Raw genomic sequence first — 21,769 nt, forward strand, 5'->3', positions numbered from 1 at the left:
CTCACAGATCTGCGAGCTGATCCTCGCGTCGCACTTCGTCAGGGCTCTTGTCGGGTCGCAGTCCGCGCCAGCGGGAGTGGCGCAGGATTCCGCCCGGTGTGAACTCGCCGTACTCGACCTCGCCGACCAGCTCGGGGCGGACCCACAGCGCATCGCGGGAGTCGAGCGGCGGCACCCCGATCAGGGGGTTGTCGTCCACGCGCAGCGGCAGCAGCTTCTTCATCAGCGACGCGAGGGTCGATTCGCTGAAGCCGGTGCCGACCCGCCCGGCGTACTGCAACCCGTCCGCGCCGGGGATGCCCAGCAGCAGTGAGCCGAACGTACCGCTGCGACTGCCCTTGCCGGGCCGGATACCGGCGATGACCACCTCCTGGGTGTGAGTGATCTTCACCTTGAGCCACGCCTCCGACCGCCCGCCGCGGCGGTAGCGCGACGCCGGGTCTTTCACGACGATGCCTTCCAATCGCAACTGCCTGCTCACGTCGAGGGCGGCGTCGACGTCGTCGAAGACAGGTGGCACCGCGATGGCCTCGACGGTGTTGTCGGCCACTGCCTCGAGGACCTCGCGGCGTTCCCGCAGCGGCAGATCGGCGAGGTCGTCGCCGTCGTGAGAGAGCACGTCGAAGAGGTAGTAGCGCACCGGGGTGCGGCGGGCCTCACGGGTGATGTCGCCCGCGCGCTCCAGGTTCATGCGCATCTGCAGCAGCGGGAAGCTCGGCCGCCCGTCCGGTTCGAGTGCGACGAGCTCGCCGTCCACCACCGCGGGCTCGTCGCCGAGACCCGCGTCCACTGCGGTCAGCTCGGGGTAGCGGTGGGTGATGTCGTTGCCGCTGCGCGCGTACAGCCGCAACCGCGAGCCGTCCCACGAACCCACCGCGCGGATGCCGTCCCACTTCATCTCGACCCAGGCCGGCTCGCCCCACCGTTGCGCCGCCTGACCGGCCGCCGCCGGCGTCGCCGACGTGGACAGCATCGGACGCAGATCGCCGGCCGAGTCCCGCTGTTCAGCGTCTGCGTCGGCGGCTGCCTCGGCGTCCGCTCCGCGTGATGACGTCACCGGGGGAGCGGGGCGGCGGGCGGATGCCGGGGGCCGAGGCTCGTCGGCCTGCGGCGTCGGCTCGACCGGCGTGCCGTCCGCCTGCGGCCGACCGTCGGCATCCGTCTTCATCCGATGCAGCAGCCAGCTGGACTTCTCGCCCTCGCCCTCGGTGCGGATGAGGGCCAGGCGGACGCGACCGAGCGGACCGCCGGGGCGGCCCTCCAACGTCGCGATGATCTCGTCGTCACGCCACTTCTCGAGGTCGTAGCGGCCGTCGTCCCAGATCGTCACCGTGCCTCCGCCGTACTCGCCCGCGGGGATCGTCCCTTCGAACGTGGCGTACTCCATCGGGTGGTCCTCGGTCTGGACGGCGAGATTGTTGCGCTTATACGAGTGAGGCACGCCGCGAGGCACCGCCCAGCTGACCAGCACGCCGTCGCGCTCCAAGCGGAAGTCCCAGTGCAGACGGGAGGCGTGGTGCTCCTGGATGACGAACCGGGGCTTCTCGTCGCTCGGCGCGGCGCCGAGCGGGTTGCGCGGCACCGGCTCGGGGGTGCGATCCGCGCTGCGCTTGGCGATGTAGGCGCCCAAAGGACCGGTCTCGGCCTCACGTCCGCCGGCGTGGAACCCGAGAGGCGCCATCGGGTCGCCGATGGCCTCGATGCGCTCGAGTACCTCGGTGAACTCCAGATGCCGCAGCTCGGGCTCCTCGAGTTCGTCCCACGAGCGCGGGGCGGCGACCGTGGGATGCATGCGCCCGCGCAGGGAGTATGGGGCGATCGTCGTCTTCGAGCCGTTGTTCTGGCTCCAGTCGATCAGCACCTTGCCGCCCCGCTCGGACTTCTTCATGCTGCTCACGACGAGGTCGGGATGATCGGCCTCGATCGCCCGGGCGAGCTCGTTCGCCAGTGCCGACGCCTGCTCGCTCGACTGCCCGGGCGGCAGCGCCGCGTACAGGTGGATCCCCTTGCTGCCGCTGGTCACCGGGTAGGGCTCAAGACCCATGCCCTCGAGGATCGTCCGCGCCCAGCCGGCGACCGTGGCGCATTCGGCGAGCCCGACCCCGGGGCCCGGGTCGAGGTCGAGCACGAGGCGGTCGGCGTCGCCCCGGTCGCCGTCCGGAGCGAAGCGCCACTGCGGCACGTGCAGCTCGAGGCTCGCGACCTGCGCCAGATAGACCAGGGTCGGCACGTCGCCGACGAGCGGGTAGTCCTTCGCTCCGGTCGAGTGCGGGATCGGCATCCGTCTCACCCATGAGGGCGCGCCCCGCTCGAGGTCCTTCGCGAAGAACACCATGCCGGGGTCGTCCTCGGTGCCCACGCCGTCGGGCCACCGCTTGCGCGTGACGGGCCGCCCGACCACGTGCGGGATCATGACTTCGGCGATGCGCGTGTAGTAGTCGATCACCTCGCCCTTGGTGGTGCCCGTCTCGGGGTAGAGCACCTTGTCGAGGTTGGTGATGCGCAGGCGCCTTCCGCCGATCCGCACCAGTTGCTCTCCGCCCGGCATGGGTTCAGGGTAGCCGTGACCGGTGTTGCCGGTGTGTACTTGTGGGATGAGGGCGATCTGGAAGGGTGCACTGACGTTCGGGCTCGTGAACGTGCCAGTCAAGGTGTACTCCGCGACCGAAGACCACGACGTCTCGCTGCACCAGGTGCACAACAAGGACGGCGGACGCATCCGCTATCAGCGCATCTGCGAGATCGACGGGGAGGTCGTGCCGTACTCCGACATCGACAAGGCGTACGACGACGGTGACAAGACAGTCGTGCTCACGAAAGACGACCTCGCGTCGCTTCCTGCCGAGAAGAGCCGCGAGATCGACGTCGTCGAGTTCGTGCCGAGCGAGCAGATCGATCTGCTGACACTGGACCGCGCGTACTACCTCGAGCCGGACTCGGCCTCTCCAAAGGCCTACGTGCTGCTGCGCAAGACGCTGGAGCAGACCGAGCGCACGGCGATCGTGCGGTTCTCGCTGCGGCAGAAGACGCGCCTCGCGGCGCTGCGGGTCCGCGGTGACGTGCTGGTGCTGCAGACGTTGCTGTGGGCCGACGAGGTGCGCGAGGCCGCCTTCCCAGCACTGGACGAGTCGGTGCGGATCTCTGCGAAGGAGCTCGAGCTGTCGGCATCCCTCGTCGAGAGCTTCGCGAGCGACTTCGATCCCGAGGAGTTCACCGACGAGTACCAGGCCGAGTTGCGCACGCTGATCGAGGCGAAGCTCGAGAAGGGCGACGCGGTCGACACCGCCGAGACGTTCGGCGACCACGAGGAAGAGGAGGCCGGCGGCGAGGTCATCGACCTCATGGCCGCCTTGCGCGCGAGCGTCGAGAAGTCCCGCGCTGCGCGCAGCGGCTCGGACTCGAAGGGAACGGCGAAGAAGGATGCCGGGACTTCCGCGACGTCGGAGGGCAAGGCATCCGGCTCGTCGGCCAAGAAGCCGGCGGCCAAGAAGACGGCCGAGAAGAAGCCGGCGGCGAAGAAGAAGGCGTCCTGACGCGCGAGGTCAGCTCTTCGGCGCGTCGCCGTGCTCGGGGCCGCGCTCGAAGACCTCGGGATCCAGGACGAGCGCTTCGGCCTCGGACTCGTCGGTGACGACGTCCTGGCCGGCAGCGGCCGCCTTCTTCGCCTTGCTGCGCTCGCGGAGGTAGTGCCAGAGAGTGACCACGGCCGTGCCGCCCACGGCGATCAGCAGGATGACGTCGATGTACTCGGTGACCAGGTCGCGCACGAACGGGATGAAGCCGATGGCGTAGCCGAACATCGTCAGACCGAAGCCCCAGATGACCGCGCCGATGAGGTTGTAGAGCGTGTACTTGCCTTTGTGCATATGGCCGACACCGGCTGCGACGGGTGCGAAGGTGCGCACGATCGGCACGAAGCGGGCGAGGATGATCGTGAGGCCCCCGAAGCGCTCGAAGAACGCATTGGTGCGCTCGACATTCTTGACGCTGAACACACCGCTCTCTTTGCGCTCGAACACCGCAGGCCCAGCCTTATGGCCGATGAGATAGCCGACCTCACCACCGACGAACGCTGCGAGCCCGATGAGGAGTGCCACCCACCACACGCTGATCCCGAAGACGCCGTTCGGCGCGGCCGCGGTGGAGTGCGACAGCAGTCCGGCGATGACGAGGAGGGTGTCACCCGGCAGCAGGAAGCCGACGAGCAGCCCTGTCTCGGCGAAGACGATGAAGCACACGACCACGAGCGCCCACGGGCCTGCCCATGCGATGATCGCGGCCGGATCGAGCCAAGGAATCAGGGCGGTGGGTACTGCGTGCACGGTGAGGTTTCCCGTCGGTCGAGGTGTCGGCGGTACAGAGTCGGCGGTTCCCAGTGGTCGCCAAGAGTCCGCGTGCGGAAGGTGGGACTTGAACCCACACGCCCGGAGGCACAGGAACCTAAATCCTGCGTGTCTGCCAATTCCACCACTCCCGCGAGTGGGTTCAGTCTACTGACGCGCCTGTGTCGCGGCTGGGGGGAAGACCCCCGGATGTCACGCGCGGCTAGCGGCGGATGCCGAAGAGGAAGTAGCTGGCCGGACCGATCCAGTTGACCAGGATCGCCGGGATCCACGCCGCCTTGGGTCCACGCACTTCCCGTGCGTCTCGATTGGCGAGGTCCCAGAACGCCAAGAAGGCGAACACGACCTGCACGATCCCGGCGATGCCGAGCCCCGCCTTGGTTGCGCGAGAGAGTTCCGTCTTGGTCCTGTCCATGATCGTCCTTCCGTCGTTCAGACCATCCTGCCCCGCCGCCGTGCGATGCGCATCTGTGGATAACTTCGGAAGGCCTCGGCCGTGACTTGCGAGGATGCTTCGGTGACCCTCGCCGCGACGCCCGTTTCCGCGCTCGTCGCCGAGCGCGTGCGCGAGAGGCTTCGCGCCGAGCGCACCGATCCGTCGCGGGATCCCGACCTCGCCGCACAGATCGCCCGTGCCGAGGTACGCAGGCACAACGACTTCGCGCTCGCGCGCGGGCTCGCCCCCGTCGACGACGAGGCCGCGTGCGTCCGCGACGTGCTCGCCACGGTCGCCGGCTACGGACCGCTGCAGGCGTACCTTGACGATCCCACCGTCGAGGAACTGTGGATCAACGCCCCCGACCGCATCTTCGTGGCGCGCGGGGGAGTCCCGGAGCAGACGCCGCTCGTCCTCACCGAGACCGCCGTGCGCGATCTTGTCGAGAGGATGCTGCAGTCCAGCGGCCGTCGCGTCGACCTGAGCCAGCCGTTCGTGGACGCCTCCCTGCCCGACGGCTCGCGCCTTCACGTGGTGATCCCCGACATCACCAGGCGCCACTGGGCGGTGAACGTCCGCAAGTTCCTGCCGGCGTATCGCGATCTCGGCAGGCTGGTCGCGGCGGGCTCGCTCGATCCGTCGGCTGCGCATCTGCTGCAAGAGGCGATGGTGCAGGGTCGGTCCGTGCTTGTGTCGGGAGCCACCCACGCGGGCAAGACCACGCTCCTGGGCGCACTCATCGCTGCCTGCCCTCCCACCCACAGGATCGTGACCGTGGAGGAGACGTTCGAGCTCGCCGTGCGCGCCGCAGACATCGTCTCCTTGCAGGGTCGGCAGCCGAGTCTCGAGGGAACCGGCGAGGTGACACTGCGGCGCTTGGTGAAAGAAGCGCTCCGCATGCGCCCCGATCGCCTCGTGGTCGGTGAGGTGCGCGACGCGGAGGCCTTGGATCTGTTGCTGGCGCTCAACACCGGAGTGCCGGGCGCCGCGACGATCCACGCGAATTCGGCCCGCGAGGCGCTGGGCAAGCTGGCCGCGCTTCCCCTGCTGGCCGGGCGCAATATCGACTCGTCGTTCGTGCTCCCGGCGGTCGCAGCATCCGTTCATCTCGTCGTCCATTGCGAGCGGGATGCGTCCGGCGCTCGTCGTGTCGTCGAGATCGTCGCTCCGACCGGGGTCGACGGCGGCGTGATCTCGGCGCGGACGCTGTACCGGGCGGGCGGGGCATGACCTTCGTCTGGGGCGCGGTGCTCGCGGCGGGGATCTTGCTGGTCCTCTCGCCCTGGTTGTGGCCGTCGGGGTTGCGACGCGCTGAGGCTGCCAGGCCGAGCCGCCTCTCGCGGCTGCTCGAGGACTCGGGCATGGCGCGGATGTCGGCAACCTCGGTCGTCGTCGTGGCCGCGTGCAGCGCTGTCGTCGCCGCGGCCACCGCGTGGCTCCTGACTCAGGTTCCTGTCCTGTCGCTCGTGGCGGCCGCCGCTGGCGCGCTCGCCCCGTTCGCCTGGCTGCGCGCGCGCCGTTCGCGTCTGCTGCGCACCCGCCGCACGCTGTGGCCCGACGTGTGCGACCTGCTCATCGCGTCCGTGCGGGCGGGTATGTCGCTTCCGGACGCGGTCGCGAGTCTGGCTGATTCCGCGCCGGCGGACCTGCGGCCCGCCTTCGCGGCCTTCGCCCGCGACGTATCGGCGTCGGGTCATTTCGACTCCAGCGCGCAGCGGCTCAAAGCGAATCTGGCCGACCCGGTGGCTGATCGCATCGTCGAGACGCTGCGCATGGCGCGCCAGGTCGGCGGCACGGAGCTGACCGCCGTGCTGCGGGCATTGGCGACATCCGTCCGCGCCGACGCGGCGCTGCGGGCCGAGGTCGAGTCCCGACAATCGTGGATCCGCGGTGCGGCGGTGCTCGGCGTCGCGGCGCCGTGGGTCATCCTGGCGCTTCTGGCGATGCGTCCCGAGGGTGCGAAGGCGTACGGGAGTGCGGAGGGTATCGCGCTCATCCTCGCCGGGGCCGCGGTCTCGTTCGTGGCCTATCGCGTGATGATCCGGCTCGGCCGGCTCCCGCAACCACGGCGGTGGTTCGGGTGATCGGCGGTGGCGCGGGGGATCTGGCCTACGCGGTCGTGCTGGGCACCGCGCTCGGTGTCGGCGCCTGCCTCCTGCTTTCCCTGGCGCCGCGTTGGGGCGCGCCCAGCCTGGCCCGGCGCATCGCGCCCTACATCCGCGACGTCACCGATCCGCGGGGCCTCGATGTGTCCGCACGGCCCGGATACGATCCCTCCCTGGCGTGGGTTGCGCTGCAGCGCCGGTTCGCCGACGCGGTCGGTGGAGACGAAGCTGTCGCGCGGCGCCTCAAGCGCGCCGGGTGGACGATGGATCCCGCGCACTTCCGAGGCCGGCAGCTCGCATGGGCCGTCGTCGGGCTGGCCGTGGGTGGGGCGGTGGTCGTGGCGCTGGTGCTGCTCGGGCGCGGGTCGGCGGCTCTCGGACTGCTGCCACCGCTGGCTGCGGTCGGCGGCGCGTTCGCATGCGACGCGTGGCTCACGCGCGCCTCGCGAGCCCGGGTGGCCCGCATCGAGGAGGAGTTGCCGACCGTACTCGAGTTTCTCGCGCTGTGCCTTTCGGCGGGTGAAGGGCTGCTGGACTCCCTGCGCCGTGTCGGCGATGTCGGCGCCGGTGAGCTCACGGCCGAGCTTCGCGGGGTGGTCGTGGCCGCCGGAACCGGATCGTCCCTGTCCGAGTCGCTCGGGAGGATGGCAGCCGACCTGGAGGTTCCCGCGCTCTCGCGTTCGGTCGACCAGCTCGTCGCCGCGATCGATCGTGGCGCGCCGCTCGCGCACGTCCTCCACGCGCAGGCGCTCGATGCGCGAGAGGACGCCAAGCGCGGCCTCATCGAGAGGGCCGGGCGCAAGGAGATCTACATGCTGGTTCCGCTGGTCTTCCTGATTTTGCCGTTGAGCGTCCTGTTCGCGGTGTTCCCCGGGATCTTCATGCTTCGACTGGGTATCGGCTGACCTCGCGGTCGGAAGGAGAAAGAGATGAACACGATGTGGATGCGTCGCGCGATCGAGCGGGTACGTGCCGCGGGGCGCGGCCTCGTGGACGACGACAGAGGCGACGTGCCGGGCTGGGTCTTGATCACGCTCATGACGGCCGGGCTGGTGGTCCTGATCTGGGCACTCGCGGGGCCGGCGCTCGCGGGGCTGTTCGAGCAGGCCATCGAACGGGTATCGGGCTTCTGAGGCCGTGCCCGGCAACCGTACCCGTCTTGTGAGGGGCGTCCGTGCCCGGCTCGCGGCGGCGGGTGCGGGCGAAGAGGGTTCGAGCCCTGTCGAGTTCGTGCTGGTCGGCACGCTCCTGACCGTGCTGACGCTCGGGGTGCTGCAGTTCGGTCTCGCCGTGTACGTGCGCAACGTCGTCCACGACGCGGCGGTCGAAGGCGCCTACCATGCAGCGCTTGCAGACACGTCGCTCGACGAGGGGGCTGACCGGACGCGCGAGATCGTCACGCGGACGGTCGGCGCTGACTACGCCGCCGACGTGAGCGTACGTGAGACCACCGAACTCGGGCATCCGTCCGTGGAGGTACGCGTCGCGACGACGCTGCCGCTGGTCGGACTGCTCGGCTCGCCGCGATCGATGGAGGTGACGGCCCATGCGCCCATCGAATCGTTCGACTGAACGGGATGCCAGTGCCGCGGACCTCGCCGACGATCGAGGGTCGGCGGCGCTGGAGTTCATCCTCGTGGGCCTGCTGATGCTCGTTCCGCTGGTCTACCTCGTGGTCGCGCTCGGGTCGATTCAGCAGCAGTCCCTCGGAGTGGAGGCGGGTGCACGGCATCTCGCGAGGGCGATCTCGACAGCAGCTGATGCGTCGGATGCCGACGCACGCGCCGAGCGCGTGCTCGCCTCCGTGCGCGAGGAGTACGGGCTTGACCACGTCGACGTCGACATCGCCTGCCGGCCGGCGGGCGTGTCGTGCCCCGCGGCAGGGGCGACCCTGGTCGTCACCGTCCGCAGCACCGTGGCACTGCCACTGGTCCCACCGGTTCTCGGCCTGGACCAGATTGCATCGATCCCGGTGGAAGGGACAGCCGCCCACAAGGTGTCGCGGTTCTGGGGCTCGTCGTGACGGCGCCGCGCGACGCCCGCCGAGATCGGGTGAACGAAGACGACGAGGGCAGCATCCTGATCCTGACGCTCGGCTACGCGATGCTCGCGATGGTCGCGATCCTGATCTGCGTTGCGGCGACCAGCCTGTACCTCTCGCAGAAGCGGCTGGATGCGCTGGCGGATGCCGCGGCGCTCGCCGCGGCGGACGGTTTCGAGGTGACCGTCGTCGACGACACACCGGTCGCGCTCCTGACCGATGCCGCGGTGCACGAGCAGGCGGAACTCATGGTCGCGGAGGTCGGCGGCGGCGCAGTGCTTGTGTCGGCGGAGACCCCCGACGGCGTCTCGGCCCGAGTGACCGTCGCGGGTACGTGGCATCCGCCCGTCATCACGCTGTTCGTGCCCGACGGCGTCGCACTCGAGGCGACCGCCACGAGCCGCACGGCCTTGCGCTGACACGGGGCTCGCTGCATCGCCGGATCGGGTCGCTACCAGCCGTGCAGGTTGAACCACTCCCGGCGGCTGCCGGCCTCGGCATCCGTCTCGGCGTCGTCGCTGGCCTCGTGTTCGGCGAGCCGTCCGGCCGTGTCGAGAGGCACGAACTGCTGACAGCCCGCGCACAGCGCCCGGCCATGCGGGTAGCCGTCGGGAAGCTGCGCGGCGGGCTCGCCCGGCTCGCCGGAACCAGGGCATCGTGGCGGGTCGGCCGAGGCATCCGTCCACATGATCGTCCGGTGGCGATGCAGACCGGGGTGCCCGAGCGGCCGCGTGCAGCGACGTCCCGCGCTGCGGCTGCGACAGAACCGGACGACACCACCGCCGCTGGGGTCCGATCCGCTCATGTGCACGAAGGTAGCGCCATCCCTGGTGCCCCGGAGCGGGCTGCCGCTAGAGTGAACGCCGCACCGGTGCGCCGCACCCTGACCGGAAGGAGGAACACGATGGCTGTCTTTGCCATGTCTCCCGTCAGTTCCCCTTCCCGCGAGGCCGCCCGCACCCACTGAGATCGGCGGCCTCCAGTCACTGGAGTCTTCCCCGATGTCATCTCTGCGCTTCGACGCATTCCCTTCCGACGCCCTGCTCCTCGAGCCGGGGCCCGATCAACGCTGGTCCACGTGGCCCGCGTGCTCTCCCACCCGACGCGGACCGCTCCCGCATCCCGACTGGGTCGTCACCGCTGCCGGTGCCTTCGACACCGAACTCGGCATCGTCAAGACCGGCAAGGAGGCCGACCTCTACCTGATCGAGCGCGCCGTTCCCGGCACGTCCGGCACGCTGCTCGCGGCCAAGCGCTTTCGAAGCACGCACCACAGCGACTTCCACCGCTCCGGCAGCTACGAGGAGGGCCGCGTGATGCGCAACACGCGCGACGCGCGAGCGGTAGGCCGCAAATCCATCCACGGTCGCTTCGTGGCCGCCGGGCACTGGGCGGCGAGCGAGTTCGCGGCGCTGTCGCTGGCGTGGCGGTCGGGCGTGCCGGTGCCCTATCCCGTGCAGGTCAGCGACACCGAGGTGCTCATGGAGTTCATCGGCGACGGACGCCAGGCCGCACCGCGGCTCGCGCAATCGCGGCGGCACGGCGGCGAACTCGCCGATGCGTACCGCCAAGTCGTCGAGATCCTCACGTTGTTCGCGCGCGCAGGATTCGCGCACGGCGACCTGTCGCCGTACAACCTGCTCGACCACGATGGCCGCATCGTCGTGATCGACCTGCCGCAGATCGTGGACGTCGCGGCGAACCCACAGGGCATGGACTTCATGCACCGCGATGTCGTGAACGTCTCGACGTGGTTCGGCCGCCGGGGCCTCGACAACGACCCCGAGGAGCTGTTCGCCACCCTCGTCGCCGCGATGTGGTGACCCTGCCCCCGCAGTTGGCGCCGAAACGTCGCAATCGGCCGCTCCGGTTGCAGCGACACGGCCGTTTGCGACGGTTCGACATCTCGCGTCGGCGGGGGAGGGCGAACAGCGAAGGGGCTCCACCCGCCGAAGCGGATGGAGCCCCTGCCGGACTCTGGATCGGGTCAGCCCCGGCCGTTGCCGCCGCCCTTGACGGGCGTCGCCTGGAACGCCTTCTCGATCTCTTGCGAGAACGTGTTGCCCTCGGCATCCGTCGCGGTCACGCGCAGGTCCACCCAGCCGCCCTTGTCGGACACCGGGATCTCAGCGGCGTAGCCGCTGACCCACGCGCGAGAAGTCACGAAGATGTCGCCGTCACCCTCGACCGGGCCGGTCGGGGCGTCCGTGGTGGCCGGCGTGAGGGGCACCGGCACCCACTCGCCGCCTGCCGTCCGGGCCTCGAGCGTGGCGGCCGTGATCGCGCCTGCGGGTGCCGTACCGGCGACGTGCCCGAGTTCGAGATCCAGCGGGATGCCGGAGCCCTTGCGTCGACCCTCACCCACGAGATTCTCGGCGTTGACGTCGACGTCGTAGTACGCCTGGATCATCGGCAGGAGCCGGTAGTCCCAGTCGCCGAGCTGGCCGGCCGACCGGAAGGTCCACTCGCTGACGGTCTTCGTCGAGCCCGCCAGGTGCGCGCCGTCGTGCGTCGCGGTGCTGACGACTCGCCACTCCTGCTCGCCGTCGGGAAGGTCGAACACGTTCGCGCCCTGGTTCTCGGTCTGCCGGATCAGCTCGCCATCGATGTAGATGTCGGTCAGCTGCTCAACCGTGGACGGCTCCATCCACGTGTCGAATGAGCCGGTGTGCATCGCGTCGCCACCGTCCGCCCAGCTCGGGACGTTGATCTGCGCGTAGTCCGACACGCGGTGCGGCACCCAGAACCCAGGGCCGACGTAGGGACGCACGATCCCGCCGAAATACTCCACCTCGAGCTCCTGCCCGGGCTCGTACGTGCGGAGGATGTCGCGCATCTCCCACCGGACGGAGTCCACGCCCACACCCTGGTTCCATCGCAGGTCGTCGGTGTTCACCCACTCCTCGCGCACGACGCCGCGCTCAGCGCGCATCGCGAAGCCGGCGCCGTATTCGGCACCCGGCACGAAGTCGTATCGGAACTCACCGACGAGCTCGTTCTGACCGTGGTACCTGGTGTCGATGCGCGTCAGGTTCTCGGGCGCGTAGGCCAGGTCCTGCGGGATCTCGCCGTCGCTGTAGCGCGCGATGTCGTAGACCACGTCGGCGTACTCGTCGCCCACCGCGGTCACGGTGACCTTCTTGCGCGCGATGTCCGCGAGCAGTTCGCGGCCCTCGACGCCGCTCACGCCGGCGACCGCGATGGGTGCGTCCGACTCGAAGTCGTCCGAGCCCACCCACGTGCTGAGTTCGCCGTCGCCGTCGTTGACGAGGATGAGCAGCTTCGCGCCGGCCGCTGCCGCGTTGGCCGCTGCCTGACCGGGCGTCACAGTGTCGGAGCGGGTCACGACGGCGACCTTGCCCTGGACGCCGGCGGCGGCGAAATCTTCGACGCTTCCCTGCTCGGCGTTCACGGCCGCAGTCTTGATCTTGCCGTTGAGGAAGGTCGAGCCGACCTGCAGCACGATGTCCAGAGGCGTCTTCCCGGCCTTCACGGTGAGCATTGGCTCCCACAGGCGCCAGCGCGTCGTGAAGTCGAACTCGGCGTCGTCGACCTTCATGGGCTGGGCCCACAGCTCGTCGACGAGCACGGGCACCATCGCGCTCGCGGTGAACCCGTCGGCCCGGAAGTCCATGCGGCCGAAGACCTGCTCGAGGTCGTCGCGCCCCACATCCACCGTGATCTGCTTCGCGGCACGAGCGTCCAGCGCGACCGACGAATCCTGCGTCAGCGAGAGCTTGGGGTCACCCGTCAGCACCATCGCGACCGTGTCGGGCGTGCGGTCGACGTCCATGTAGGACATGACGGAGTAGTCACCCTTCCGAAGGCGCAGCGTCGTCTCGCCTTCGACGAGGACCGGCTCGGCCCACTGGGCCGCGGCATCCCACAGCATCGCGTATGCGCTCACTGGGTTGCCCTCGAAATCCGTCGCCGTGATCGTGAGGTCGTAGCGTTCCGCCTCGGCGATCGTGCCGAGTGCCGTGCGCGTGACGGCCTCGCCGTCCACCGATCCGACGAGCGCGCCCGACAGCTGCGTGCCCGCGGGGACCTTGGCCGGATCCACGGTCATGGTGACCGACGCGGCTCCGCCGGCCGGCACGGTGAGGGTGTCTGTGCCGAGCGTCAGTGCGTCGAACGCGATACCCGTCGAAAGCGGCCCGGGAGCCGTTTCGCCTCCCGGCGTGGTGTCGGTGAGCGTCGCGGTGAGGGCGACGGTGATGTCGGCGTCCGTGCGGTTGGTGTATTCGACGGTGCGCTCGACCGGGGTCGGCTCATCGCCCCACATCAGCATGCCGAAGTCGCCGGAACCGGATGCCACGACCGGCGCCTCGAGAGCGGCATCCACGTCGATGACCCCGGTGCCGCCCTGGTACGGGGCGTAGCCCAGGTCGTTGGCGGTACTGGCCAGGGCGGCCTTCAACTGCCCGGTCGTGTAGTCCGGATTGGCGCCGAGCAGGATCGCGGCGGCGCCGGCGACGTGCGGCGTCGCCATCGACGTGCCGCTCATCGCGATGTAGGCGCCGTCGCCGCCGCTGTCGGCGGAACGCGCCGCCGTGACATCGTTGCCGGGGCCGGTCACATCCGGCTTCAGCGCACCGGAGCGCGAGAGCGGGCCCTGGCTCGTGAAGTACGACAGCGCACCTGACGGGTCGTCCACCGAGCCGACCGTGAAGGCCTGTGCGGCCGAACCCGGGGCGCCGATGGACTCGGGCGAACCGGCGTTTCCGGCCGCCACCACGAACAGCGCGCCGGTGGACTCGGCGATCTGGTTGAGCGACTCGGCCATGAGATCCTTGCCGTCGGACGGCGACATCGACCCGAGGCTCATCGACACGATCGGGGCATTCTGACCGGCCCACTCCATCGCCTCGATGATCCACGAGTCCTGCCCGTAGCCGTCTGCACCCAGGACCTTGCCGATGAGCAGATCGGCGCCGTCTGCCACGCCACGGTGGGTGCCGTCCGAGGCGGCGCCGGTGCCCGCCACGGTGGAGGCGACATGCGTGCCGTGACCGTTGGGGTCGTCGGCGACCTCCTCGCCGGGAACGAAGCTCTGGGAGCCGTCGAGGATGCGGCCCTGCAGATCAGGGTGGGTGTCGTCGTACCCGGTGTCGAGCACCGCCACCGTCACACCGTCACCGGTGTGGCCGTCCGCCCATGCCTCGGGGGCGTCGATGTACTCGACGCTCCCGTCCAGCGCGGCCTTCACCTTGCCGTCGAGGTGGATCGCCTCGATGCCGTCGGCGAGGGACGGGGTGGCCGAGAATGAGCGAGCGCTCGGAGCGGTCAGCGCGTTCCAGGCCGATGCGGCTTCGGCGTGGCCGACAGTCGCCGCGGTGCCGCTGATGCTCGGCAGTTCGGCCTGCACCTCGAGACCCGGCGCGGGTGCCGAGAAGGTGCGGGCGGTGGCGGCATCCTGTTCCAGAATGATCGGGGTCGCGTCCACCGACGCGTCGTCGTAGCCGTACTCGATCAGCAGTGAGACGTTGAAGAGATCCTGGTCGAGCGCGCCCGAGGCCAGGTAGGGCAGTGCAGCGTCGGGCACGACGTGCAGCTCGTCGCCCACCTGGTAGGTCCGGACCCCGGCGCCGGGCACCGCCGTCTCGACGTCGACGGCGTGCGTGCCGTCCGACAGGTCGGTCACCGTCACGCGATCGCCGGTGATCAGAGTGACGGAGCGGGAACCGCCGGCGACCGCCGCGGGGGCGGGGGGACCGTCGACGTCTGTGTTGGCGGTCGCCGGAAGCGTGGCGATGCCGAGGCCTGCGATGCCGATCGCCAAACCGCTCGTGGCGGCGACGATCGGGCGCAGGCGGCGGCCGATGGAGGGGGATCGTGACATGCGTGAGCCTCTCTGGGGGTAAGGGTCGATACGAGCATCGCGGCCTACGGGCCTAAAGTGGTGGCGGAGAAATGCCATGGCCACCATCCGCCAGGCGCGGCAGGTGACGATGGGACGCATGGGGAAGGCCACCGTGCTCGAAGCACTCGGACTCGATGAAGCTCACACCGCCGTCTACCGGCGCGTGCTGCAGCAGCCGGCAGCCTCGACCGCCGAGATCGCCGGCAGCCTCAGCATGTCGTTGCCACGCGTGCGCCCGATCGTCGACGAGCTCGAGCGTCTGGGACTGCTCGCACGTCAGGCGGCGAACAGCGACCGCTTCACCGCATCGCCTCCGAACATCGCGCTGCGTCCCTTGCTCCTCGAGCGCGAGCGCGGCATCACCCGTGCGCACGAAGCTCTCCTCGAGCTGAACGACCTGTACCGCCGCTCGACGGAGCAGCGCAGCGTCGCCGACGTGGTCGACGTGGTGATCGGCGATGACGCTGTCAGGCAGCGCGTCGCCCAGCTTCAGGCGGCGTCGACGGCGCAGGTGCGGGTGCTGGTGCTGAACGAGATCGCGCTGCTCAGCGGCGAGGAGAACATCGAGGAGGATCGGGCTCTCGCCCGTGGTGTGCGCTATCGCGTGATCGTCGAGAGCGCGGTGCTCGAGCGTCCCGGCTTCCTGGCCGCGGCGCGCGACATGTCGCAGATCGGGGAGGAGATCCGCGTCCTTCCGAAGCTCCCGACCCGTATGTTCATCGCCGACGATCAGATGGCGCTCGTACCGATGCACTCGCAGGACGAGGACGACGGATTCGGCGCGCTGCTGATCCATCCCAGTGGCCTGCTCGATCTCGTCGTCTCGATCTTCGAGGAGTACTGGCGTGCCGCGATGGAGTTCCTTCCCGTGGCCGCCGGTCCTGTCGCCGAAGACATCGACCGCGACCTGCTGCACCTTCTGCTCATGGGGGTGACGGATGCCGCGGCGGCAGGGCAGCTCGGGATCTCATTGCGCACCGTCCAGCGCCGGGTCGCCGACCTCATGGACGTCGCAGGTGTGACCACGCGCATGCAACTCGGCGCCGAGGCCGTCCGCAGGGCGTGGGTATGACCCGCACTCGCGAGCGGGTCAGGCCCGCGTGCGTGGCACGAACCGCGGCACCCACCGCACGAAGGCGAGGGCGCCGACCAGTCCGATCGCGCCGACGACGCCGGTTGCCACGGCCAGCGACGCGGCCGCCGTGATGGCCGACACCAGCAGCGGAGAGACGGCCCCTCCCGCGTCGGTCAAGGTGCGCCACGACCCGAGGAAGGGTGCGGGGTCGGTCCTCGGAGCGACGTCGGCTCCGAGGGTGAGCAGGATGCCGCTCGACAGGCCGTTGCCGACCCCGAGCACGGCGGCGAACATCGCGAACCACATCGCCGCTTCGCCGCTGTCGTGCGTGAACGAAAGCGCGATGAACCCGGCGCCCATCAGCAGCATCGCGGGCAGCGCCGCCCACAGCCGGCCGAAGCGATCCATGACCTGGCCGCTCGCGTAGAACAGTGCGAAGTCGATCGCTCCCGAGATGCCGACGACCAGGGCGATCGTCTGCGCGTCCAGGCCGATCGAGACGCCCCACAGCGGGAGCACGACCTGCCGTGCGGAGCGGACGGCCGAGAGGGATGCCGCGGCCAGGCCGAGCCGCGACAGCACGTCGCGATGGCGCCACATGGTGCGGAACACACCCGTTCGTGGCGCCCGCTGCGACGGCACCGGGATCGTGCCCGTGACCGGCTCACCGGTGTCTTCGGTGAGCGCCGCTTGGTCGGCAGCCCGTGTCACGCTCGTCGGGCGGAAGCGCGTCTCGGGGTCGGGTCCGAGCAGTACGAGCAGCACGGTCGCGACGAGACACGCTCCGAAGAACCAGATCGTCACGTGCTCGTCGCCGAAGACCGCGATCAGCGCCGCCGCGACGAAGGGTCCGACGAACATGCCGAGACGGAAGGTGCCCCCCAGCAGCGAGAGGGCTCGTGCCCGGAACGCCAGCGGCACCCGCGTGGTCATGAACGAGTGGCGCGCGAGCCCGAACGCCGCGGCGCAGAACCCGATGAGGAAGACGGCGATGGCGAACACACCGAGCGACGGAGCCAGCGCCATCCCCACGATGCCGGCCAGCGAGACCACCCCCGCGATCACCATGGTGAGGCGTTCGCCGATGCGCGCGACCGCCCAGCCGGCGGGGATGTTGCCGCACAGCTGGCCCACCACCAGCGCGGATGCCACGAGTGCCGCGACGGCGACGTCGGCACCCAGGTCGGCCGCGATCACCGGGATGATGGGCAACACGGCGCCCTCGCCGAGGGCGAAGAGCACGGTGGGCCCGTAGACCATCGGCCCGAATCGCCACAGCACATCGCGCGCCGTGGGGGAGTCCGGACGATCGGCCATGGTCAACCACGTTAGTCTGGAGTGTCATGCTCGACTTCGATCCTTCCGCCGACATCCAGGCGCTGCGTTCCACCTTCTCCGACATCAAGTCTGTGGTCGACGTCGACGCACTCACCTCCGAGATCGCGCGTCTGAGCGAAGAAGCCGGCGCTCCCAATCTGTGGGACGACATCGACAAGGCGCAGAAGGTCACCAGCGCCCTCAGTCATCGCCAGACCGAGCTCAAGCGCGTCACCGATGTCGAGCGGCGCCTCGACGACCTCGATGTACTCGTCGAGCTCGCGAACGAGATGGATGACGAAGACGCGGCCGAAGAAGCCCGCCATGAGATCGCCGAGCTCGAGGACATCATCGGTCAGCTCGAGGTTCAGACCCTGCTGGACGGCGAGTACGACGACCGGTCAGCCGTCGTTACGATCCGCTCGGGCGCAGGAGGGGATGACGCCACCGACTTCGCCGAGATGTTGATGCGCATGTACCTGCGCTGGGCCGAGCGCCACAAGTACCCGGTGAAGGTCCTCGACACGTCCTTCGCCGAGGGCGCAGGCATCAAGTCGGCGACGTTCGAGGTCGACGCCCCCTACGCATACGGCACCCTGTCGGTCGAAGCCGGCACGCACCGCCTCGCGCGCATCAGCCCGTTCGGCTCGGCGGACAAGCGCCAGACGAGCTTCGCCGCCGTCGAGGTCATCCCCGTGATGGAGGAGGCCGTCGAGGTCGACATCCCCGAGGGTGACCTCCGCGTCGACGTCTTCCGCTCCTCGGGCCCCGGCGGCCAGTCCGTCAACACGACCGACTCGGCTGTGCGTCTCACGCATCTTCCGACGGGCATCGTCGTGTCGATGCAGAACGAGAAGTCGCAGATCCAGAACCGCGCCGCCGCGATGCGGGTGCTTCAGACCCGTCTCCTCCTGCTCAAGAGAGAAGAAGAGGCGGCCAAGAAGAAGGAGCTCGCCGGCGTGATCACCGCGAGCTGGGGCGACCAGATGCGCTCGTACTTCCTCTACGGACAGCAGCTCGTGAAAGACCTGCGCACCGGATACGAGGTCGGCAACCCCGCCGTCGTGTTCGACGGCGACCTCGATGGCCTGATCGCCGCCGGCATCCGTTGGCGCAAGCGCAAGATCGACGACTGACGCTCCCCGTCGACGCGCCCGTCCGACGAACGACACGGATGCCGCGCCCCAGGGTGTCGCGCAACGGCGCGACGAGGCATCCGCTTAGGCTCGTTAGGCCATGATCCGGTTCGAGAACGTCACGAAGCGCTTTCGCGGCACCGCGAAGCCCGCCCTGAACAACGTGGACTTCGAGGTGCAGCGCGGGGAGTTCGTGTTCCTCGTCGGTGCGTCCGGCTCGGGCAAGTCATCCTGCCTGCGACTGATCCTGCGGGAGGAGACCCCGTCCGAAGGCCGCGTCGTGGTGCTCGGGCGTGACCTGCGCACGTTGTCGAACCGCAAGGTGCCCTACTTCCGCCGGCACGTCGGCGCCGTCTTCCAGGACTTCCGCTTGCTGCCGACCAAGACGGTGTTCCAGAACGTCGCCTTCACGCTGCAGGTGATCGGGTCGTCGCGGGCGTTCATCCAGCAGGCGGTTCCCGAAGTGCTCGCCCTCGTGGGCCTCGCGGGCAAAGAGAAGCGGTTCCCGCACGAGCTGTCTGGCGGTGAGCAGCAGCGGGTCGCGATCGCACGGGCGCTGGCGAACCGCCCGCAGGTGCTGCTCGCCGATGAGCCCACGGGAAACCTCGACCCCGGCACCTCGGTCGACATCATGCAGCTTCTCGCCCGCATCAACGCCGGTGGCACAACGGTCGTGATGGCCACCCACGAGGCCGGCTTCGTCGACCAGATGCAGCGTCGCGTGATCGAGCTGAGCTTCGGAGAGATGGTGCGCGACGAGCGCCACGGCGGCTACGGCGACACCTCCGGCCTGCCGAGCCTCGCGCCCGTACCCGAACGCGGTGCCGCCGCAGTGGCGGCCCTGACGGCCGTGCTCGAGGTGCAGCGCGAAGCTGCGATCGCGGCGGCGGCGGGCCTGGACCCCACGCTCGTGGATGCCGACGACGATGAGATGGCGGATGCCGCGGCCCTGGCCGCAGCCCCGCGTACAACCACGCCCGAAGCCAGCGTCGCGGGGGAGCCGCCGCGGTCCGACGCTGCGCCCGAGCCCGCCCCCTCCGACATCTCAGCCTCCGCGCCCTCTGCGCCGTCTGCGCCGACCGCGTCGGCTCCGACCGCGTCGGCTCCGCACCCCGAGCCCGGCGGTGAGCTCCCTGCGGAGTCGGCCGGTGCCGCGGCATCCGTCCCTCCCTCACCCGCGTCAGGTCACACCCAGCCGATCCCGGTCACCGACCTCGCCGAGATGGATGTCGCCGAACTGGGACTCGCCGACCGCCTGGGTCTGGGCGAGACCGATCCCGACGACGAAGTGGGGCCGACATCATGAGGTTCGGCCTGATCATGTCGGAGGCCTTCACCGGCCTGCGGCGAAACCTGTCGATGGTCGTGTCGGTCGTGCTGGTCACCTTCGTGTCGCTGACTTTCGTGGGCGCGGCGATCCTCATGCAGATGCAGATCGGCAAGATGCAGGATTACTGGGCCGACCGCGCCCAGGTGCAGATCTTCATGTGCACGTCGATCTCGCAGACCGACACGTGCGCGGCGGGCGTGGCGACCGAGGAGCAGGTCACGGCGGTGCGCGAGCAGCTCGAGGGAGAAGCGCTGTCGCCGCTCATCCGCGACCTGCGCTTCGAGAGCAGCCAGGAGGCCTACGACAACGTCGTCGAACTGCTCGGCGAGGACTACGCCAGCGTCATCACGCCAGACCAGATGAACCAGACGTTCTGGATCAACCTCGTCGACCATCGCCAATCCGATGTCATCAGCGAGGCGTTCACGGGGATGCAGGGCGTCGAAGAGGTCAACGACGAGCTGCAGTACCTCGAGCCGCTCTTCTCGGCGCTCACGATCGCGACCTACATAGCGGTCGGCATCGCAGCGCTCATGCTCATCGCGGCGGTTCTGCTGATCGCGACCACCATCCGGCTGTCCGCCTACGCGCGTCGGCGAGAGCTCGGCATCATGCGCCTGGTGGGAGCATCCAACCGGTTCATTCAGACGCCGTTCATCCTCGAGGGCGTGTTCGCAGCCTTGATCGGCTCGCTGCTGGCCAGCGCAGCCGTCATCGCCGGAGTGCACTTCGGCGTCGACCAGTACCTGCGAAACCGCGTCGAGTTCGTGACCACCTGGGTAGGCATGGGGGAGGCCTGGCTGGTCGTCCCCGCACTGATCCTCGTAGGGGTCGCGCTGGCGGCGCTGTCGGCGGGCTTCGCGATCCGGCGCTGGCTGCGCGCGTGACGCGTCGCGCACGTCGCGATGTAGACTGACAGGCTGCCGCGCGACGGGTGCGGTCTGGATCGAGGAGCAGTCATGCCCAAGGAACGCGGTGAGAAGGTCGTCGCGACCAATCGTCGCGCGCGCCACGAGTACGCGATCGAGAAGACCTACGAGGCGGGCTTGGTGCTCACGGGCACCGAGGTGAAGTCGCTTCGCGAAGGGCGCGCCAACCTCAGCGACGGGTACGCGTACATCGACGGCGGCGAGGCGTTCCTGGACGCCGTACACATCCCGGAGTACTCGCAGGGCCATTGGACCAACCACTCGGCCAAGCGCACCCGCAAGCTGCTGCTGCACAAGGACGAGATCGTGAAGCTCTCGCACGCAGTGGCAGCCGGGGGCTACACCCTGGTTCCATTGAAGCTGTACTTCTCGGACGGTCGGGCGAAGGTCGAGATCGCGGTCGCGAAGGGCAAGCGAGAGTTCGAGAAGCGCCAGACGATCCGCGAGCGCGAAGACAAGCGCGAGGCCGAGCGCGCAATGCGCTCGCGCAATCGCCTCGGCGAGTAGCAGGCCGCTTCAGCGGGCGCTGAACCGGGCCTCGACCGCCGCCGAGATGACGATGTCTTCCGGCTGCAGCTGCACGGCCGGCGCGGTGCCGGCTTCCGCGGCGAACGACGCCCTGGCCATGAGCGCACGCGGCGCCGGCTCGGGCCGGTCTTGGCGAGAGAGCAGGCCCACGTCGGCGATCTCCAGCGGTGTCACATTCGACAGACCCAGCGCTCCCGCGTAGGCCGTCGCGCGCGTCACCGCGACGCCTACCGCCTCTGTGGCGACGTTGCGCTCGGTTGCCGCGCGTGTTTCGGGGGTGAGCTGCCACTCGATCCACCCGAACTGTACGCCGTCGCGTTCGGCGACCTCGCCGGCCCACCACGACAGCACCGCGAAATCGGTGAATGTCACGGAGAAGTCCACGCTCGCGTAGTGCACGGGTGCGAGGCGCTTGCCCTCGTTGTTCCACGGCCGCTCCGACCAGACCGCGACCCGCTGACTCGTCCATTCCGCGACCGTTCCGTCGGATTTGCGGGATGCCAGATCGTCTCGTACCGGCTCGGAGAAGGCGGCCATGCGCTCGACGACGACGCCGCGTTCTGGCCCTTCCACTCTGATCGTGAGGTGCGCGATCGCGCGCTCGGGGGCGATGCGGGTCTCGTGCTCGCCGCGGACGGTGATGACGACGTCGTTCATGACGCCGAC

21 protein-coding genes and 1 tRNA gene are annotated in these 21,769 nt (G+C 69.5%); 14 read left to right on the forward strand and 8 right to left on the reverse strand.

Translation table 11 applies throughout. The annotated features are described in order from the left end of the window. Nucleotide 1: 1 nt before the first annotated feature. Nucleotides 2–2,548, reverse strand: coding sequence for an ATP-dependent DNA ligase (locus K0817_RS08260; RefSeq protein ID WP_219981007.1), 2,547 nt, complete (start codon nucleotides 2,546–2,548; stop codon nucleotides 2–4). 46 nt (nucleotides 2,549–2,594) lie between these two features. Here K0817_RS08260 and K0817_RS08265 point away from each other — a divergent pair, with 46 nt between their 5' ends. Beyond that, a complete protein-coding gene (locus tag K0817_RS08265; protein ID WP_219981008.1) occupies nucleotides 2,595–3,533 on the forward strand; it encodes a Ku protein in 939 nt (312 codons plus the stop codon). A 9-nt stretch (nucleotides 3,534–3,542) separates the two neighbouring features. On the opposite strand, the gene K0817_RS08270 is transcribed toward K0817_RS08265, so the two are convergent. From K0817_RS08270 to K0817_RS08280, 3 genes are all read right to left on the reverse strand, one after another. After that, nucleotides 3,543–4,322, reverse strand: a complete 780-nt coding sequence (locus K0817_RS08270; protein WP_219981009.1) for a VTT domain-containing protein — start codon at nucleotides 4,320–4,322, stop codon at nucleotides 3,543–3,545. A gap of 73 nt (nucleotides 4,323–4,395) precedes the next feature. Further along, nucleotides 4,396–4,477 (reverse strand) — tRNA-Leu (locus K0817_RS08275). A gap of 68 nt (nucleotides 4,478–4,545) precedes the next feature. Continuing rightward, nucleotides 4,546–4,758, reverse strand: coding sequence for a PLDc N-terminal domain-containing protein (locus K0817_RS08280; RefSeq protein ID WP_219981010.1), 213 nt, complete (start codon nucleotides 4,756–4,758; stop codon nucleotides 4,546–4,548). A gap of 102 nt (nucleotides 4,759–4,860) precedes the next feature. Here K0817_RS08280 and K0817_RS08285 point away from each other — a divergent pair, with 102 nt between their 5' ends. The 7 genes from K0817_RS08285 to K0817_RS08315 are packed head-to-tail and all read left to right on the forward strand — an operon-like array spanning nucleotide 4,861 to nucleotide 9,344. Beyond that, nucleotides 4,861–6,009 carry an ATPase, T2SS/T4P/T4SS family gene (locus K0817_RS08285; protein ID WP_219981011.1) on the forward strand — a complete coding sequence of 383 codons (1,149 nt, stop codon included), beginning with the start codon at nucleotides 4,861–4,863 and terminating at the stop codon, nucleotides 6,007–6,009. After that, complete coding sequence (locus K0817_RS08290) at nucleotides 6,006–6,863, forward strand: type II secretion system F family protein (RefSeq protein ID WP_219981012.1); 858 nt, start codon at nucleotides 6,006–6,008, stop codon at nucleotides 6,861–6,863. Before K0817_RS08285 ends, K0817_RS08290 begins: the two co-directional genes overlap by 4 nt. After that, on the forward strand, nucleotides 6,860–7,789 hold the full coding sequence (locus K0817_RS08295) for a type II secretion system F family protein (protein ID WP_253735263.1): 930 nt from the start codon (nucleotides 6,860–6,862) through the stop codon (nucleotides 7,787–7,789). The genes K0817_RS08290 and K0817_RS08295 overlap by 4 nt, the downstream gene beginning before the upstream one ends. A 39-nt stretch (nucleotides 7,790–7,828) precedes the next feature. Further along, nucleotides 7,829–8,017, forward strand: coding sequence for a hypothetical protein (locus tag K0817_RS08300; RefSeq protein WP_219981587.1), 189 nt, complete (start codon nucleotides 7,829–7,831; stop codon nucleotides 8,015–8,017). A gap of 28 nt (nucleotides 8,018–8,045) precedes the next feature. Continuing rightward, the gene (locus tag K0817_RS08305) at nucleotides 8,046–8,456 is read left to right on the forward strand and encodes a TadE/TadG family type IV pilus assembly protein (RefSeq protein WP_253735332.1); all 411 of its coding nucleotides are present in this window, start codon (nucleotides 8,046–8,048) and stop codon (nucleotides 8,454–8,456) included. Beyond that, nucleotides 8,431–8,907 (forward strand): TadE family protein, encoded by a 477-nt coding sequence (locus K0817_RS08310; protein WP_219981014.1) that lies wholly within the window; start codon nucleotides 8,431–8,433, stop codon nucleotides 8,905–8,907. Before K0817_RS08305 ends, K0817_RS08310 begins: the two co-directional genes overlap by 26 nt. A 29-nt stretch (nucleotides 8,908–8,936) precedes the next feature. Continuing rightward, nucleotides 8,937–9,344 carry a pilus assembly protein TadG-related protein gene (locus K0817_RS08315; protein ID WP_308211895.1) on the forward strand — a complete coding sequence of 136 codons (408 nt, stop codon included), beginning with the start codon at nucleotides 8,937–8,939 and terminating at the stop codon, nucleotides 9,342–9,344. A gap of 32 nt (nucleotides 9,345–9,376) precedes the next feature. Here K0817_RS08315 and K0817_RS08320 read toward each other — a convergent pair whose 3' ends face one another. Then, nucleotides 9,377–9,730 (reverse strand): hypothetical protein, encoded by a 354-nt coding sequence (locus tag K0817_RS08320; RefSeq protein ID WP_219981015.1) that lies wholly within the window; start codon nucleotides 9,728–9,730, stop codon nucleotides 9,377–9,379. A gap of 196 nt (nucleotides 9,731–9,926) precedes the next feature. Between K0817_RS08320 and K0817_RS08325 the strand changes: the two genes are divergently transcribed. Further along, nucleotides 9,927–10,748 (forward strand): serine protein kinase RIO, encoded by an 822-nt coding sequence (locus K0817_RS08325; protein ID WP_219981016.1) that lies wholly within the window; start codon nucleotides 9,927–9,929, stop codon nucleotides 10,746–10,748. Nucleotides 10,749–10,912: 164 nt separating this feature from the next. Here K0817_RS08325 and K0817_RS08330 read toward each other — a convergent pair whose 3' ends face one another. Further along, nucleotides 10,913–14,767 carry a S8 family serine peptidase gene (locus K0817_RS08330; RefSeq protein WP_219981017.1) on the reverse strand — a complete coding sequence of 1,285 codons (3,855 nt, stop codon included), beginning with the start codon at nucleotides 14,765–14,767 and terminating at the stop codon, nucleotides 10,913–10,915. A 76-nt stretch (nucleotides 14,768–14,843) separates the two neighbouring features. On the opposite strand from K0817_RS08330, the gene K0817_RS08335 reads away from it, so the two are divergent. Beyond that, nucleotides 14,844–15,860, forward strand: coding sequence for a transcriptional regulator TrmB (locus tag K0817_RS08335; RefSeq protein ID WP_253735264.1), 1,017 nt, complete (start codon nucleotides 14,844–14,846; stop codon nucleotides 15,858–15,860). Between the two features lie 18 nt (nucleotides 15,861–15,878). Here K0817_RS08335 and K0817_RS08340 read toward each other — a convergent pair whose 3' ends face one another. After that, nucleotides 15,879–17,180, reverse strand: coding sequence for an MFS transporter (locus tag K0817_RS08340; protein WP_219981018.1), 1,302 nt, complete (start codon nucleotides 17,178–17,180; stop codon nucleotides 15,879–15,881). Nucleotides 17,181–17,206: 26 nt separating this feature from the next. Between K0817_RS08340 and prfB the strand changes: the two genes are divergently transcribed. The 4 genes from prfB (at nucleotide 17,207) to smpB (ending at nucleotide 21,082) form a co-directional block, all read left to right on the forward strand. Beyond that, entirely contained in the window at nucleotides 17,207–18,316 is a 1,110-nt protein-coding gene (prfB, locus tag K0817_RS08345) for a peptide chain release factor 2 (protein WP_219981019.1), read from the forward strand. A 100-nt stretch (nucleotides 18,317–18,416) separates the two neighbouring features. After that, nucleotides 18,417–19,622: a cell division ATP-binding protein FtsE gene (gene ftsE / locus K0817_RS08350; RefSeq protein WP_219981020.1), complete on the forward strand. Its 1,206-nt coding sequence runs from the start codon at nucleotides 18,417–18,419 to the stop codon at nucleotides 19,620–19,622. After that, nucleotides 19,619–20,533: a permease-like cell division protein FtsX gene (gene ftsX / locus K0817_RS08355; protein WP_219981021.1), complete on the forward strand. Its 915-nt coding sequence runs from the start codon at nucleotides 19,619–19,621 to the stop codon at nucleotides 20,531–20,533. The genes ftsE and ftsX overlap by 4 nt, the downstream gene beginning before the upstream one ends. A gap of 72 nt (nucleotides 20,534–20,605) precedes the next feature. Beyond that, the gene (gene smpB, locus K0817_RS08360; protein ID WP_219981022.1) at nucleotides 20,606–21,082 is read left to right on the forward strand and encodes an SsrA-binding protein SmpB; all 477 of its coding nucleotides are present in this window, start codon (nucleotides 20,606–20,608) and stop codon (nucleotides 21,080–21,082) included. A 9-nt stretch (nucleotides 21,083–21,091) separates the two neighbouring features. Here the strand turns inward: smpB and K0817_RS08365 are convergent, their stop codons facing one another. After that, the gene (locus tag K0817_RS08365) at nucleotides 21,092–21,760 is read right to left on the reverse strand and encodes an SIMPL domain-containing protein (protein ID WP_219981023.1); all 669 of its coding nucleotides are present in this window, start codon (nucleotides 21,758–21,760) and stop codon (nucleotides 21,092–21,094) included. Nucleotides 21,761–21,769 lie beyond the last annotated feature (9 nt).

The organism is Microbacterium sp. HD4P20, from assembly GCF_019449275.2.
Lineage (GTDB): Bacteria > Actinomycetota > Actinomycetes > Actinomycetales > Microbacteriaceae > Microbacterium.